The 14161-nt window shown below is 63.1% G+C and carries 14 protein-coding genes and 2 pseudogenes; 7 read left to right on the top strand and 9 right to left on the bottom strand.

Going from position 1 to position 14161, the window contains the following annotated elements; all coding sequences use genetic code 11:
* Positions 1-30 precede the first annotated feature (30 nt).
* Genes waaA through waaC form a run of 3 tightly spaced genes read right to left on the bottom strand, consistent with a single transcriptional unit; the run spans position 31 to position 3356 of the window.
* Complete coding sequence (gene waaA, locus ACR9ZC_RS11465; RefSeq protein ID WP_481580365.1) at positions 31-1338, bottom strand: lipid IV(A) 3-deoxy-D-manno-octulosonic acid transferase; 1308 nt, start codon at positions 1336-1338, stop codon at positions 31-33.
* Between the two features lie 58 nt (positions 1339-1396).
* Positions 1397-2281, bottom strand: coding sequence for a Kdo hydroxylase KdoO (gene kdoO / locus ACR9ZC_RS11460; RefSeq protein WP_481580364.1), 885 nt, complete (start codon positions 2279-2281; stop codon positions 1397-1399).
* A 22-nt stretch (positions 2282-2303) separates the two neighbouring features.
* On the bottom strand, positions 2304-3356 hold the full coding sequence (gene waaC, locus ACR9ZC_RS11455; RefSeq protein ID WP_481582648.1) for a lipopolysaccharide heptosyltransferase I: 1053 nt from the start codon (positions 3354-3356) through the stop codon (positions 2304-2306).
* A gap of 203 nt (positions 3357-3559) precedes the next feature.
* Here waaC and ACR9ZC_RS11450 point away from each other — a divergent pair, with 203 nt between their 5' ends.
* The gene (locus tag ACR9ZC_RS11450; RefSeq protein WP_481580363.1) at positions 3560-4300 is read left to right on the top strand and encodes a DUF2242 domain-containing protein; all 741 of its coding nucleotides are present in this window, start codon (positions 3560-3562) and stop codon (positions 4298-4300) included.
* Between the two features lie 164 nt (positions 4301-4464).
* Positions 4465-5607, top strand: a pseudogene (locus tag ACR9ZC_RS11445) (cysteine desulfurase family protein); the annotation flags it as partial.
* 78 nt (positions 5608-5685) lie between these two features.
* On the opposite strand, the gene ACR9ZC_RS11440 reads toward ACR9ZC_RS11445, so the two are convergent.
* Both ACR9ZC_RS11440 and ACR9ZC_RS11435 read right to left on the bottom strand, forming a co-directional pair.
* Positions 5686-5877, bottom strand: a complete 192-nt coding sequence (locus ACR9ZC_RS11440) for a DUF805 domain-containing protein (protein ID WP_331571680.1) — start codon at positions 5875-5877, stop codon at positions 5686-5688.
* Positions 5878-5947: 70 nt separating this feature from the next.
* The gene (locus tag ACR9ZC_RS11435) at positions 5948-7342 is read right to left on the bottom strand and encodes a phosphomannomutase/phosphoglucomutase (protein ID WP_331571635.1); all 1395 of its coding nucleotides are present in this window, start codon (positions 7340-7342) and stop codon (positions 5948-5950) included.
* A 272-nt stretch (positions 7343-7614) separates the two neighbouring features.
* On the opposite strand from ACR9ZC_RS11435, the gene ACR9ZC_RS11430 reads away from it, so the two are divergent.
* From ACR9ZC_RS11430 to galE, 4 genes are read left to right on the top strand one after another with little or no spacing between them, the layout of a single operon-like run.
* Entirely contained in the window at positions 7615-8868 is a 1254-nt protein-coding gene (locus ACR9ZC_RS11430; protein WP_481580362.1) for an oligosaccharide flippase family protein, read from the top strand.
* Complete coding sequence (locus ACR9ZC_RS11425) at positions 8865-9704, top strand: glycosyltransferase (protein WP_481580361.1); 840 nt, start codon at positions 8865-8867, stop codon at positions 9702-9704. Before ACR9ZC_RS11430 ends, ACR9ZC_RS11425 begins: the two co-directional genes overlap by 4 nt.
* Positions 9701-10888: a glycosyltransferase family 4 protein gene (locus ACR9ZC_RS11420; RefSeq protein ID WP_481580360.1), complete on the top strand. Its 1188-nt coding sequence runs from the start codon at positions 9701-9703 to the stop codon at positions 10886-10888. The genes ACR9ZC_RS11425 and ACR9ZC_RS11420 overlap by 4 nt, the downstream gene beginning before the upstream one ends.
* Before the next feature lie 12 nt (positions 10889-10900).
* A complete protein-coding gene (galE, locus tag ACR9ZC_RS11415; RefSeq protein WP_481580359.1) occupies positions 10901-11923 on the top strand; it encodes a UDP-glucose 4-epimerase GalE in 1023 nt (340 codons plus the stop codon).
* 45 nt (positions 11924-11968) lie between these two features.
* On the opposite strand, the gene ACR9ZC_RS11410 is transcribed toward galE, so the two are convergent.
* The 3 genes from ACR9ZC_RS11410 to ACR9ZC_RS11400 form a co-directional block, all read right to left on the bottom strand.
* Positions 11969-12406 carry a hypothetical protein gene (locus tag ACR9ZC_RS11410; RefSeq protein WP_481580358.1) on the bottom strand — a complete coding sequence of 146 codons (438 nt, stop codon included), beginning with the start codon at positions 12404-12406 and terminating at the stop codon, positions 11969-11971.
* Positions 12406-12963 carry a nucleotidyltransferase domain-containing protein gene (locus tag ACR9ZC_RS11405; protein ID WP_481580357.1) on the bottom strand — a complete coding sequence of 186 codons (558 nt, stop codon included), beginning with the start codon at positions 12961-12963 and terminating at the stop codon, positions 12406-12408. The genes ACR9ZC_RS11410 and ACR9ZC_RS11405 overlap by 1 nt, the downstream gene beginning before the upstream one ends.
* 83 nt (positions 12964-13046) lie before the next feature.
* Complete coding sequence (locus ACR9ZC_RS11400) at positions 13047-13310, bottom strand: GSU2403 family nucleotidyltransferase fold protein (RefSeq protein ID WP_481580356.1); 264 nt, start codon at positions 13308-13310, stop codon at positions 13047-13049.
* Positions 13311-13364: 54 nt separating this feature from the next.
* On the opposite strand from ACR9ZC_RS11400, the pseudogene ACR9ZC_RS11395 reads away from it, so the two are divergent.
* Positions 13365-13661 (top strand): annotated as a pseudogene (locus ACR9ZC_RS11395) (hypothetical protein); the annotation flags it as partial.
* 132 nt (positions 13662-13793) lie between these two features.
* On the opposite strand, the gene ACR9ZC_RS11390 reads toward ACR9ZC_RS11395, so the two are convergent.
* Positions 13794-14072, bottom strand: a complete 279-nt coding sequence (locus ACR9ZC_RS11390; RefSeq protein ID WP_481580355.1) for a type II toxin-antitoxin system RelB/DinJ family antitoxin — start codon at positions 14070-14072, stop codon at positions 13794-13796.
* Positions 14073-14161 lie beyond the last annotated feature (89 nt).

Here is a 14161-nt window from a genome sequence, read left to right as displayed (position 1 = left end):
CTGGCGGCCGTCACTGCGCCACCGGTTGGCTCACCCCTCCATCAACGCCCTCAATACCTCGACAGTTCGCTCCGTCGTCCCGCGATGGCGCGCGGCAAACGCCGAAGCCGCCGCGCCCATCGTAATGCGGCGCCCCCGGTCCGAGAAAAGCTCGTCGAGCACGCGGGCAAGATCGGCCGGATCGCTCACCTGCTGCGCGGCACCGGCCGCCACCGCATCGGCCGTCGCTTGCGCGAAATTGAAGACATGCGGCCCGATCAGCACCGGTACGCCCACCGCACAGGCTTCGATCAGGTTCTGCCCGCCAAGCGGCAGCAAACTGCCGCCAATGAACGCGACATCCGCCGCCGCATAATAGGCGCCGAGCTCGCCCATCGAATCGCCGAGCAGCACCGTCACGTCGGCTGGCAATGGCGCCATATCGGCAGGCCCCGGGGCAGCCGCGGGCTTCGCCTCGCCGCCCCATTGCGAGCGCCGCGCAAGACGCACGCCACGCCGTTCGACAAGCGCCGCGACCTCGTCGAAGCGCTGCGGGTGCCGGGGCACGAGTAGCAACAGCGCGTCCTTCGTCGCCTGTGCGGCCAACGCATCGAGGATCAACCCCTCTTCCCCTTCGCGCGTACTCGCGGCCACCCATACCGGGCGCGTGCCGATCGCCGCGCGCCACGCACGACCGCGCGCCACCAGGTCCGGGGGAGTCGCCATATCGAACTTCAGATTGCCGAGCACCGCGACATGGCGCGCACCGAGCGCCGTCAACCGTTTCGCATCGGCAGGGCTTTGCGCCAGCACGCGCGAGAAACCGCCGAACACCTCGCGCGTCGCCCGCCCGAAGCGTGCCGCGCGCCGGTAGGAACGCGCCGACATGCGTGCATTTGCCAGCACGAGCGGAACATCGGCGCGGCGACACTCCTCGAGCAGCGTCGGCCAGACCTCCGTTTCCATCACGATCCCAACCGTCGGCCGCCATGCGCGCAAAAAGCGCCGCACCGTGTGCGGCATGTCATAAGGCAGATAACACCGTGCAACGCGCGAGCCGAACAGCCGTTCGCCCGTCGCACGGCCGCTTGGAGTCATATGCGTGACGAGCAACCGAGCGTCGGGCCTGGCGCGCAAGAGCGCTTCGACGAGCGGTTCCGCCGCGCGCGTTTCACCGACCGATACCGCGTGGACCCAGATGAGCGGCGCGAGATCGTCTCGCGGCCGGCCGGCCGTACGGCCGAAGCGCTCGCCGATATGCTCGCGATAGCCGCGCTCGTGCCGCGAGCGAATGAAAAGCCGGAGCACCGCGAGCGGCGCGACGATCCACCAGAGCGCGCGATAGAGGGCCCTCAGCATGCCGCACCCTGGCGTGACGAGGCGGCACGCAGCCGCGCGAAACCCACGACGGCGGCGCTCAAATCAGCGCCCGGCCGGTGAGCCGCTCGAGAATGCCGATGGGCGCGCACTCGCGCTGCACCATGGCATCGGCCGGCAGAAAGAACGTCTGCTCGAGCATGAACTGGCCTGACATCGCCGCATGCGCGGTCTGGTCGGAAAAGCAGACCCATACGCTGCCCGGCGGAAAGGGAAGCGTCTCCTGCGGACTCGTCTTCTGGTAATCGAGATCGGCCTTCATGCAATCGTGCAAGTGAAGCATCAGATGATCGTATTCGCTGCGTCGCGACTTCGTGATACGAAGCAGCTCGAGCACCCACGCCGAGCCGGGCAGTTGCGGCTTGATCCGCGGCAGGAAGCGCCGGGCCATGTCCTCGAACGGCTCGCCGACGCGCCAGACACGCGGCGTGCCGTGCGGATTCACGTTCGTGAAAACGCGCAGAATCCGCTCACCGCGATTCGGGCGCGAGGGAAACGCATCGACATGCAGGCGGCTGTCGTCCTTGCGCCACGACGTGTGACGCGTCTCCACGCGCATGAGACGAAGACTCGTCGGCGCCGCGCGCAACTTGCCGCGGTACTCGGGCAGGAGGCCATCGACGAGCGAATGCGCGTTTGCCTGATAGCGCGCGACGAGCGAGCGCACCGCCGATTGGGTGGCCGCATCGGCGAGTACACCGCGCAGTGCGCCGCCGGCAGGCTCGAGGCTGATGTTCTTGCGCTTCGGATCGGCGAGCGCCGGATCGAGCAGTGCGCTCTCGCGGTCTTCGATCGGAAAAGCGAGATTCGGGAAGTACAGCACCTTGCCGTGCTCGAGCGCGGCGCGCAAAGTCTCGCGCGGCACCGAAAGGCCCTGCCCTTGCCAATCCCCCGCGGCGACTTCGATGATTTGCGATTCGTTCATGGTTCGGTTGAGCGCTGGCGAATCAGAGGAGGCCGAAACCGGCCAGTGCGGATTTCACCTGCTGCAGCGATGGCGGCGGCCCGCCATCGCCCAGATTGACGACCTTCGGCGACCAATAGCCGCCCGTACGCCATGCGGTCGCGAAATTGTACAGCTCGACCGTCGGACGCTCGAGCGCGGCGGCAATGTGCACGAGTCCGGTGTCGACGCCGACGGTCACGGCGGCAGCATCGAGCAGGCCCACGACCGCCGGCAGCGAAAGCCTCGGCGGCACGATGGCGGCGGCATTGAACTCTTGCGCCAGCCGCTCGCTCGTCGCGCGCTCCGCGTCGTTTCCCCATGGCAGCACGAGCGACATGCCGCGCGAAACGAGCGCGCGGCCCAATTCGAGCCAATTCGCGTCCGGCCACTGCTTGTCGGCGCGCGAGGTGGCGTGAACGAACACGGCGTAAGGCACGGGAAGATTGAGCCCGAGCGCCGCAAGCGCCGATGCCGCGCGCGATGTGTCGAGGCCGAAATCGAGGTCGTCCGCGGGCGTCGGTGCCGGCAGAGCGAGCGCTGCGGCGACGAGTTGGCGCGTACGCTCGACGACGTGCGTACGCGGCGCGATGGGCACGAGCCGGTCGTAGAAAAAGCGAGCCGGCCATTCATAGCCCGCGCCGTCGGTGCGATTGCCGAGCCCGACGACGGGACGGCGTGCCCAGCTCGCCACCCAGGCCGTTTTGATGAGGCCCTGACAATCGATGACGACGTCGTAGCGCTCCGCGGCGAGCGAGCGGCGCAGCGCGCGGATTTCGCGCCAGGTCGCGGCGGCGAGCGGCTCTTTGCGCCAGCGCCGCAGCGAGAACGGGATGGCCTGCCGCACCCCTGCGACAAGCCGCACGAGATCCGCAAAGCTCTCTTCGACGAGCCAGTCGATTTCGGCGCCCGGATAACGGCGCCGGATATCGGCTACCGCCGGCATGTTGTGAACGACGTCGCCCAGCGACGACACTCGCACGATCAGGATCTTTTGCACACCGAAAGAAAAAGAAAAAAACGATGGTGGCGAGGCGGTCCGTGCGCGGGACGATATTGCGTACGTCGCGCGTTGGAGCCGCCCAAACGCGCGATTTTACCGCGTCGGCGCGTTTTTTCCGCGATGAACCGGCTGGCGGCACGATGTTCCGCCATCGGGCGGCGCTTTTGAGCGTCTTATTCTTCGCGCGCCGATCACACTACAATAGCCCGTTTGAGCGCCGCGCCGTGGGCGCGCACTACTTCGTACCGTTTCCTACCATGCACCGTTCGTATCGTTTTTTTCGTTTTGGCATCGTGCTGCAGCTTGCCGGGCTCGCCGCGCTGGCGGCCTGTTCCAGCCCGCCGCAGCAACCCAAGTTTCAGCAGGAGATGTTCGATACGGGCGCGAGCCCGTTCTCGCGCCATTTCGCCGCAACGTCGTCCGATGCTTGCGAGGCCGCACGGCGTGCGCTGCTGAGCCAGGGATATCTGACTACGACGACGCGCTCGGACACGATCGACGCGAGCAAGGATTTCCAGCCGAGTGGCGACAAGCACATCACCGTCGAATTCCATGTCGTTTGTACGGCGGGCGATGATGCCGAGAATTCGAGCCTCGTCTACGCGAACGCCGTGCAAAGCGGCTTTGCGCTGAAAAAGAGCGACACCTCGGCAAGCGTGGGGTTGAGCATTTTCGGTTCGCTTTCGCTGCCGATTCGCTCGAACAGCGATGCGATGGTGAAGGTGTCGAGCGAAACCATTCAATCGCAGAAATTTTACGAGCGCTTCTTCGATTACGTCGATCAGTACCTGCGTACCGTGGTGAAGGCCGTGCCCGTGCCGCAGCCTTCGAAGATCAAAGCGAGCGAGTTGCCGGCCTCCCCGCCGGCGGCACCGGCGGCACCATTGACACCATTGACACCTTCGACAGCTTCGGCCCCCTCGGGCGCATCGACATCCGCGCCCGCCGATACCGCAAGGAACGGTCTCGCGTCGCAGCCGGCACCCACGGCGCCATAGGCCGAGAGCGCACGGCATCGTCGACGGGTAAAAAGCCGTTCTACAAATTCCGGATTCGCTAGAAATTCATACCAAAAACAAAGCGAAACGCAGTTTATTTTGGAAGCACTTTTTAGGGCACTGCGCGTACGATCGCTTCGTTCATGAAGAGCGGAGAGAAGAAGATGAGCGACGCAGGCCATTTGCGCTATTTCGATTACGCCGCCACGACGCCGGCCGATCCGAAGGTCATCGAATCCATGTTCGGATGCCTGGGCATGTCGGGAGCGTTCGGCAACCCGGCGTCGAGCTCCCATGCGGCCGGTCAGCGCGCCCGCCAATTGGTCGAGCGTGGTCGCCAACAAGTCGCGGCGCTGATCGGCGCTTCCGCCGACGAAATCGTCTGGACTTCCGGCGCGACCGAATCGAACAATCTCGCCCTGAAAGGCTATGCCGATACCGCCTCGGCGCGACGGCATCTGATCACGAGCCAGCTCGAACACAAAGCCGTGCTCGATACGATGGCAAGCCTCGAAAAGCGCGGCCTGCCCGTCAGTTATCTGCGCCCATCCGAAAACGGCGAGATCACGGTCCAGGCGGTAGCCGCCGCGTTGCGCGAGGACACCGGCCTCGTGTCGCTGATGCTCGTGAACAACGAGCTCGGCACGTTGACCGACATCGCTGCAATCTCGCAGGTGGTACATGAGGCCGGCGCGCTGCTGCATGTCGATGCGGCGCAGGCGCTCGGCAAAACGCCTATCGATGTGCGGGCACTCGGCATCGATCTGATGTCGATGTCGGCGCACAAGGTCTACGGCCCCAAAGGAATCGGCGCGCTCTATGTCAGCCGCGAGGTATGCGAGCGTATCGCACCGCAAATGCATGGCGGGGGCCATGAGCGCGGCCTGCGTTCGGGCACGCTTCCCACGCACCAAATTGTCGGAATGGGAACCGCGTGCGAGATCGCGCAGGATCAGATGCCAGCCGACAGCGAGCGGATCGCGAGATTGAGCGCGCGGCTGCTCGAACGGGTACTTCGACTCGAAGGCGTCGAGCACAATGCCAGCGCAGCGCGGCGCATTCCCCATACGCTGAGCCTCACCATCGATCTGCCAGGCTTTTTCACGTTCATGCTGCCCGGCGATCTGGCCGTCTCATCGACTTCGGCCTGCAATTCCGCAGCGGGCACGCCGTCGCATGTACTGACCGCGATCGGACTCGGGCAGGATGCCGCCAGTCGAACGATTCGAATCAGCATCGGGCGGTACACGACCGAGGTCGATGTCGACTATGCGGTGGGCTGCTTCGAGCAGGTCGTGAGCGAATGCGCTCAGGAATGCCGGCGCTGACGCGTCAGCTTTCCTGCGAGCGTATGCGCTGGACTACCGAGCTATCGAGCTACCGATCTATCGATCGGCCCGATTGAGTGCGGGCCACTGTGCGAATGCGAAGACCCAGAGCATGACGATGTTGACGATCGGCACGAACATCGTCAGGAACCACCAGCCCGAGTACCCCGCTCGGCGGATGATTCTGATGTACGGATAGAGCATCGCGACCAGAACGACGATGACGAACAGCCAGTGCCCGGAATTCATTGGATGCATTTTTTTCTCCAGTAAGGCCCGTCCGCGCTGCCCCGGCATCCCACCGGGGCAGCGCGATCGCTTAGAACGGCAGCTTTGCGTCCGGCTTCGCGGCCAGAATCACGCGCCGGAAATCGTCCTGGATCCGCGCGAGCGCATCGGCACTGTCGGCCTCGAAGCGCAGGACCACGACAGGCGTCGTATTCGACGAACGCGCAAGCCCGAAACCATCGGGGTATTCGACGCGCAACCCATCGATCGTAATGACTTCGTCCGCTCCCTGAAAGCGCGCCTCTTTCTGCAAACGCCCGATCAGCGCAAAGTTCTCGCCCTCTTCGAGCTTCAATTGCAACTCGGGCGTCGACAGTGAATTCGGCAGATCGTTGAGTACTTTGCTCGGATCGCTCACGCGTGCCAGCAGCTCGAGCAAGCGAGCGCCCGTGTACAGACCATCGTCGAAACCGTACCAGCGGTCCTTGAAGAACACGTGCCCGCTCATTTCACCGGCGATCGGCGCGCCCGTCTCGCGCAGCTTCGCCTTCACGAGCGAATGGCCCGTCTTCCACATGACCGGCTCGCCGCCATGCTGGCGCACCCAGGTAGCAAGATTGCGCGTGCACTTGACGTCGTAGATGACCTGCGCACCGGGGTTGCGCGACAGGATTTCCTGCGCGAAGAGCATCAGTTGGCGGTCCGGATAGATGATCTGGCCATCCTTCGTGACCACACCGAGACGGTCGCCGTCGCCATCAAATGCGAAGCCGATTTCAGCATCCGTTTCCTTCAGTGCCCGGATCACATCCTGCAAGTTTTCCGGATGCGCGGGATCGGGATGATGGTTGGGGAAATTGCCGTCGATATCGGTGAAGAGTTCGACGAGTTCGCAGCCGAGCGCCTTGAACAGGCGCGGGGCAAGACCGCCCGCGACACCGTTGCCCGCATCGACGACGAGCTTCATCGGGCGCGCGAGCTTGATGTCGCCGACGATCCGCTCGATGTATTTATCGCTGACGTCGTATTCGACATAGCCGCCATCGCCGGCGCTGAATTGGCCGTCGACGATACGCCGATAAAGCGCCTGGATCTGCTCGCCGTAAATGGCCGCGCCGCGCAACACCATCTTGAAGCCGTTGTAGTCGGGCGGATTGTGACTGCCCGTGACGACGATGCACGAATCGACCGACCGTTCGCCGCCCGGCAACGCGAGCGGCACGCTCGCCGCGAAGTAGCCGACCGGCGTCGGCACCATGCCGACATCGACGACATCGACACCCGCCGCGCGCAACCCGTCGGCCAGCGCCGCGACGAGCGACGGACCCGACAAGCGGCCATCGCGTCCGACGACGACGGCGTCGCCGCCCTGCGCGCGAATTTCGCTGCCGAATGCACGGCCGATCAAGCGCGCCACATCGGCATCGAGCGTCTTGCCCACGACGCCGCGGATGTCATACGCCTTGAAGATGGATTGTGAAATCATGGATAGGCTCTCAGTCTGCAAAAAAGGATGCAAAACGGCGTTGCGGCGCCAGACGCAGCGCGCCGCACGCGGTGTCGCAGATTCCCCTTACACCGCCGCCGCACGAGGGGTGCGCGATCGTTCCCACTTATAATTGCCGTTTTTCAACGGACGCACGACGCGCTCATTTTAATGCCAAGACGTTTCATTGCCGGACATTCGTCAGCCGAAGCTTGTATCAAGGCGTTAGCGAAGCGCGTCCCACGACGAGCAAATTCCCTGCCGCGCAACGTATGCTGAAGCGTCTTGCCAATCAGGACGTCGCGAAAGCCGTCGCGAACATTATCTGGCTCGGGCTCGAACGACTGACCCAGATCGTCGTCGCCATCGCCATCGCGGGCCTGCTTGCGCGCTACCTGGGCCCCGACGCCTTCGGCAAATGGCAATACGCGAACACGCTGCTGCTCGTGCTCGCGCCCATCACATGGGTGTGCGGCGCTGAAATCCTCGTCCCGACGATCGTGCATCGCCCCGCCTCCGAGCTGGGCACGGTGCTCGGCAGCGCCTTCGCGCTGCGCATGAGCGTTTCGGTGCTGGCACTCGCCGCGACATGGACAGCCATTGCGCTCGGCGTAACGGACCCGCTCGTCGGCGCCATGCTCGCCGGCCTCGCCGTGACCATGCTTTTTCGCGAGCCGTTCATCGGGGTCATCAACTCGTGGCTGCAAAGCTTGACCTACAGCAAGCCGCAGTTGTTGACGAGCATCGTCACCGCGCTCGCCAAAGCCGCGCTCGTCTATCTGTTCGTGCGCGTTGCCATGGCGCCCGCCGCGTTCGGCTGGCTCTGGGCCGCCGAATCGGCCGTCATCGGCGGTGCGCTCGTCGTCTACTACATGCGCCGCCATGGCGGTACGCTCGGCTGGCGCGTCGACGGGCCGCTGTTGCGTCACTTCGCAAGCGCGGGCACGGTGTTCTGGATCGGCCTCGTCTGCATGTATCTGTTTCTGAAGCTGGACCGGCTCATGCTCGAGCGCGCCATCTCGTTCGCCGATCTCGGCCGCTACTCGGCCGCGCAACAGATCAACGAAAACTGGATCGCGCTCGGGCTCATGCTCGCGCAGACCATCGCGCCGGCCTTCATCTACCGCGTGCAGGACACCGCCAAACTGCTTGCCAACGTACGGCGTCTGATGCTGTTCGCCGCCGCGCTGATGGCGGCCGGCGCGCTCGTGCTCGGTTTGTTCGGACACCTGATCATCACGCGCGTGTTCGGGCCCGGCTATGAAGGCGCCGTCGCGATTTTTCGCTGGTGTGTCTGGCTTTCCGTGCCAGCCGGCATCGAGGCCATCGGCAATCTGGTCGTGCTCAAATATCAGGCGAAGTTCGTTCTGCTCGCGAAGTGGGTGCTCGCGCTCGCTGTCGCGTTCGTCGTCAACCTCGTTGCCATCGCGCGGATCGGTGCATACGGCGCGCTCGTGGGACTCGCCGCGGGCTATGCCGCCGCCTCCGCGGTGAACCTCTACTACATTCGCTACAAGCTGTCATGACGACGCCCACCACCGCCCCGCCATCCGCGCCGAGCGACGCGCTTGCCGATGTCACGGTGTTGATGCCCGCCTATAACGGGCAAGCGGATGTCGAGCGCACGCTGACGTCGTTTCGCGAACGCGCCGCTGTGCACGTCTTGCTCGTCGACGACGGCAGCGATCCGCCGATCGTCGCACCGGCCCTGCCGAACGTGACCGTCGAGATTCTGCGGATGCCCCGAAACGGGGGGATCGAACGAGCGTTACAAGCCGGCATCGAAGCACTCGCTTCGCGCGGCTGCAAGTACGCAGCGCGCATCGATGCCGGCGATCTTGCCGCGCCCGAGCGGCTCGCCAAGCAGCGCGCCTACCTCGAAGCGCATCCGAACGTTGCCGGTGTGGGCATGTGGACGCAAGTGGTAACACGCGAAGGCGAACCGCTCTTCATGTTGCGACCCGCCACCGAGCCGGCTGACATTCGCCGCTTGCGTTTTTTCCGCTCGCAGTTGGTGCATCCGGCGATGATGCTGCGCGTCGATGCGGTGCGCGCGGTCGGCAATTACCGTGTTGCGTATCCGGCGGCCGAGGACCTCGACCTCTTCCTGCGTCTCATGGAACGCTACGACTGTGCGAACCTGCCCGAGCTGGGGCTCTATTACGAAGCCAATCCGGACGGCATCAGCGCTACGAAGCGCCGCAGGCAGATCGTCTCCACGATCCGGCTCGGCATGCGCTATTTCAACCCACGCAACGTCTACGATTGGTTAGGACTCGCGAAGAACCTGCTCCATCTCGTCACACCCTACGGATGGCTTCACCGCATGAAACGTGTCCTCTTTGCCGCCCGTACCGCATGAATTCACCTGCTCGATCCGCTGCCGTTGCCACTAGCACGCGCGCTACCGCTGCGCGAACGCTTTCCATTTGCCTCGTCTGCAATACGTCGTTTGCGATCCATACGTATCGCCAAGGACTGATCCGCACGCTGATCGCCAATGGCGCGACCGTGACGGTCATCGCGCCGCGCGATCGTACGACCGCCCTGCTCGAGCAAATGGGCTGCCGCTTCGTGGAACTGCACGTGGCGTCGAAAGGGACCAACCCGCGCGACGACCTGCGTACGTTCGCCGCACTGTATCGCCATTACCGCGCGATCCAACCCGACATCGTGTTTCACTACACGATCAAACCGAACATCTACGGCACCGTTGCCGCATGGCTTGCGCGTGTTCCGTCGATTGCGGTCACGACGGGCCTCGGCTACGTCTTCATCCAGAAGAGCCGTGCGGCGGTCGTAGCGAAGGCGCTCTATCGGTTCGCGTTCCGGTTTCCGCGCCAGGTATGGTTCCTCAACCGGGACGACCAGACGGCATTCGTCGAATCGCGGCTGCTCGCGCACCCCGAGCGGGCACGCCTGCTCCATGGCGAAGGGGTGGACTTGAACCATTTCGCATACACCCCGCCGCGACAGAAACAGAACTTTACATTTGTCTTGATCGGGCGCTTGCTTTGGGACAAGGGCGTCGGCGAATATGTCGAGGCGGCACGTATCTTGCGCGAGCGGCATCCCACGGCGCGGTTCCAGCTGCTCGGGCCGGCCGGCGTCGACAATCCGAGCGCGGTGACGCTGGACACGCTGCAAGCGTGGGAACGCGAAGGCATCGTCGAATATCTCGGCGAGGCGCACGACGTACGCGAGCACATTGCGAACGCGGACTGTGTGGTACTGCCTTCGTACCGGGAAGGCGTGCCACGCACGCTGATGGAGGCTTCGGCGATGGGCCGGCCGATCGTGGCGACCGACGTTCCGGGCTGCCGCGAAGTGGTGGCCGATGGCACCACGGGATTTCTCTGCGAGGCGAAAAGCGCGGCGAGCCTCGCCGACAAGCTGCAAGCGATGATGGCACTCACGCCTGACGAACGGCGTGCAATGGGTGAGCGCGGCCGCGCGAAGGTCGCGGCGGAATTCGACGAAACGACTGTCATCGCGCGCTACCTCGAAACGCTGCGCGAACTCACTGGCGTTTCTCTTTATCTTTGACGGAGCACGACGATGGCGATGAAAGGCACGATTCTGGTGACGGGCGGAGCGGGGTTCATTGGCTCGCATACCGCGGTCGAACTGCTCGCAAGCGATTATGACGTGGTCATCGTCGATAACCTCGTCAACAGCAAGCGCGAGGCTGTGCGACGCATCGAGGAGATTGCGGGCCGTAAAGTCGCTTTTTACGAAGCCGACGCGTGCGATGCCGCGGCGCTGAGCGCGATTTTCGACAAGCACCCGATCGATGCCGCGATTCATTTCGCCGCGTTGAAGGCGGTCGGCGAATCGGTTGCCAAACCGATCGACTACTACCGTAACAACATCGGTAGCCTGCTCACCGTGCTCGATACGATGCGTGAGCGCAATGTGAAGCGATTCGTTTTCAGCTCGTCGGCGACTGTTTATGGCGTGCCCGAGCGCTCGCCGATCGACGAATCGTTCCCGCTTTCGGCGACGAACCCCTACGGGCAATCGAAGCTGATCGCGGAGCAGGTTCTGCGCGATGTCGAACGGTCCGATCCGGCGTGGCGCATTGCCACGCTGCGGTATTTCAATCCGGTTGGGGCGCACGAGAGTGGACGTATCGGCGAGGACCCCGCGGGCATTCCGAACAACCTGATGCCTTATGTGGCGCAGGTCGCGGTAGGCAAGCTCGACAAGCTGCGTGTGTTCGGTAGCGACTACGACACGCCTGACGGCACGGGCGTACGCGACTATATCCATGTCGTGGATCTGGCGCGCGGGCATATCGCGGCACTCGATGCGCTGAAGGTGCGCGATGCCAGCTTGACCGTCAATCTTGGTACGGGGCGCGGGTATTCGGTGTTGGAGGTGGTGAAAGCGTTCGAGGCCGCTTCGGGGCGGAAGGTGCCTTACGAGCTCGTGGATCGGCGGCCTGGCGATGTGGCTTCATGCTTTGCGAGTACGAGTGCGGCCGAGCAGATACTTGGCTGGCGCGCCGAGCATGGCATCGAGCGCATGTGCGTCGATCATTGGCGGTGGCAGTCGATGAATCCGAATGGGTTTGTTTGAAGGCGGCAGCGTGCACCGGTTCATAGCTGTTCTGCCGACCGATTCTCACGACGTGCCGGTCAGCGTATGCGCGACGGGTAGGTACTTAGTCAGAATAGCCAGCATGGTGACGGCCTCGGCCTTCGATACCGGAGGAAACGGTGAAACATAACAAGTACCGTTGCGACGCTCGTGGGCCTTCGTGATGAACGCAAATTCTTGGGGGCTCACGCCCAACGACGTGGAAACGCGCTGGATGGCTAGGTTACGCCCTGCCTCTTTAGTGCGGACTTGATAGAACTCGAGGATCGCCTGGACCACCTGAAAATAGCCTTCGTAGGCCAAGGTGAATACTTGCATATGTCGTTCAGGGTCTAGTCCCTCTGCCGTAACCCTGTAGTCCGCAGCGTTACGCAGGAAGCCCGCGATAGCGCCAGGCGTTGAGGCGACTGCCTCCAAGGCTTTCGTCTTGATGAGATTGTCATATTCAGTTGGGCGCGACATCACAGTATCTTCAAGATGGGGCCCTCGGCAATCTGGGCCACGATGGGATCAGCCTGTACCAGGGCAGCCCACTCAGCGGGCTCGTACAAGGAGAAGTGGATGGGGCGCAGCAAACCTAGCTCCGCCTTGTGCATCGCCTCAGATAGTTCGAGCAGAGGGGCGCTCCCGATGACAATCAGGTCGATGTCGCTCCGGCCACTGTCCGTGCCCTTGGCCACTGAGCCAAACACAAACGCCGAGTTGATGAGGTCGGCAAAAGGCTCGAGGGCTTCCTTCAGAGGCTCCACAATAGCAAATGACTTCCGCGCGATACTGAGCAATTCGGGATAGAGGATAAATTCGGTATTCGCTCGAATGCTTCGTTGCCGGCCTCGTCGGGCGTCTTCCCGCAGTACGCCAGCTTCGACTAGGCGGTCCACCTGTTTTTGAGCGCTTCCGCGCCCACTGTCCGCCAGACGCAGCAGTTCCTCGAGCGTAAAACTGCGGTCAGGTTGTAGCAGTGTGGCACCAAGCACTCGTTGCAAGCCCCTTGTGAAGAGAAAGTCGGCAATACTCACAGTCAATCCTCGATATGGGGATACAAATCCCTAGTATAGGGATCAACCGGCGAATCCTCAACTGAGGGATATATATCCCCATTTCAAGGATCAAATAATTGCGTGAACATCGAGCGCGTTGGGCACCGACCATGGGCGGTGGCAGTCGATGAATCCGAACGGGTTTGCTTGATCGTCTCTTCAACCACCTCGGCCTGCGACACATCTCGTCGGCGCTTCAGGGCGTCGCGGTTTTTTAGACTCCCCATCCAACGCTTGAGCCGGGCGAAGGCCATCGGCTCCAGCGTTTCCAGTCGCGCCATGTCGCCGTTGGGTCCGATGTTCGGTATAAAGGTTGATTTCGACAAAACATACCGAAATTACATACATTTCAATAGGTTAAGACGACATAACATTCGCTTTCCCTGACCGTCAACCTCGGTACCGGGCGCGGGTACTCGGTGTTGGAGGTGGCGAAAGCATTCAGGGCCGCTTCGGGGCGGAAGGTGCCCTATGAGCTCGTGGATCGGCGGCCCGGGGGATGTGGCTTCATGCTTTGCGAGTACAAGTGCGGCCGGCAGATACTTGGCTGGCGCGCGGTGCATGGCATCGAGCGCATGTGCGCCGATCATTGGCGGTGGCAGTCGATGAATCGGAACGGTTTGCTTGAGGGGTGCGACGACGCTATCGGCAGCGTTCGAGGCACCGCGGGATTCTGATGGATGTCGGCGCCACCTATTTGAACAGATCGGCATGTGTACCCGCCCGCACGAAAACCACGCATCCGTGCGCGGAGCTGTCGTCGACGCGATATCTTCGTGTAATCAGCCTCCCGCGGAAGACTTGCCCGTTTACTTGCGGCGCTTTTTCTCAAGCTCATCGATCAGTTCATTGCCCGTCTTGAAGCGGCCCCGACGCGTCCGGACGATGTCATCGGCTTCTTTCATCGCACGCCGCGTCTCCTCGTTCGGCACCTTCAGTTCGAACGGCAGTTGCTTGTCTGCAACGACCCGCTTCAGAAACACGCGGACCGCGTCCGAGAGGGATAGGCCCATCGACGCAAGCGTCTCAGCCGCTTCCGCTTTCAAATGCTCGTCCAAACGGACGTGGACCATCGTAGTGGCAGTCATGGCAACCTCGTCTCACCGTCAAAAATGAGATACATTGTATCTCAATCGAGCCCCCGCTTTGCGGTGTTGTCGCGCAAGCCAGTCTGCGC

Source organism: Trinickia sp. HAY1-2D (assembly GCF_056754935.1).
Note: the sequence above shows the minus strand (reverse complement) of the source record. Positions and strands in the feature narration are given on the sequence as shown.

Bases quoted from the DNA above. Each gene is read 5' to 3' on its own strand.
- ACR9ZC_RS11390 (WP_481580355.1), bottom strand. From the start codon at position 14,072: ATGACTGCCACTACGATGGTCCACGTCCGTTTGGACGAGCATTTGAAA.
- ACR9ZC_RS11410 (WP_481580358.1), bottom strand. From the start codon at position 12,406: ATGTCGCGCCCAACTGAATATGACAATCTCATCAAGACGAAAGCCTTG.
- ACR9ZC_RS11430 (WP_481580362.1), top strand. From the start codon at position 7,615: ATGCTGAAGCGTCTTGCCAATCAGGACGTCGCGAAAGCCGTCGCGAAC.
- ACR9ZC_RS11435 (WP_331571635.1), bottom strand. From the start codon at position 7,342: ATGATTTCACAATCCATCTTCAAGGCGTATGACATCCGCGGCGTCGTG.
- ACR9ZC_RS11450 (WP_481580363.1), top strand. From the start codon at position 3,560: ATGCACCGTTCGTATCGTTTTTTTCGTTTTGGCATCGTGCTGCAGCTT.
- ACR9ZC_RS11440 (WP_331571680.1), bottom strand. From the start codon at position 5,877: ATGAATTCCGGGCACTGGCTGTTCGTCATCGTCGTTCTGGTCGCGATG.
- ACR9ZC_RS11420 (WP_481580360.1), top strand. From the start codon at position 9,701: ATGAATTCACCTGCTCGATCCGCTGCCGTTGCCACTAGCACGCGCGCT.
- kdoO (WP_481580364.1), bottom strand. From the start codon at position 2,281: ATGAACGAATCGCAAATCATCGAAGTCGCCGCGGGGGATTGGCAAGGG.
- ACR9ZC_RS11425 (WP_481580361.1), top strand. From the start codon at position 8,865: ATGACGACGCCCACCACCGCCCCGCCATCCGCGCCGAGCGACGCGCTT.
- waaA (WP_481580365.1), bottom strand. From the start codon at position 1,338: ATGCTGAGGGCCCTCTATCGCGCGCTCTGGTGGATCGTCGCGCCGCTC.
- galE (WP_481580359.1), top strand. From the start codon at position 10,901: ATGGCGATGAAAGGCACGATTCTGGTGACGGGCGGAGCGGGGTTCATT.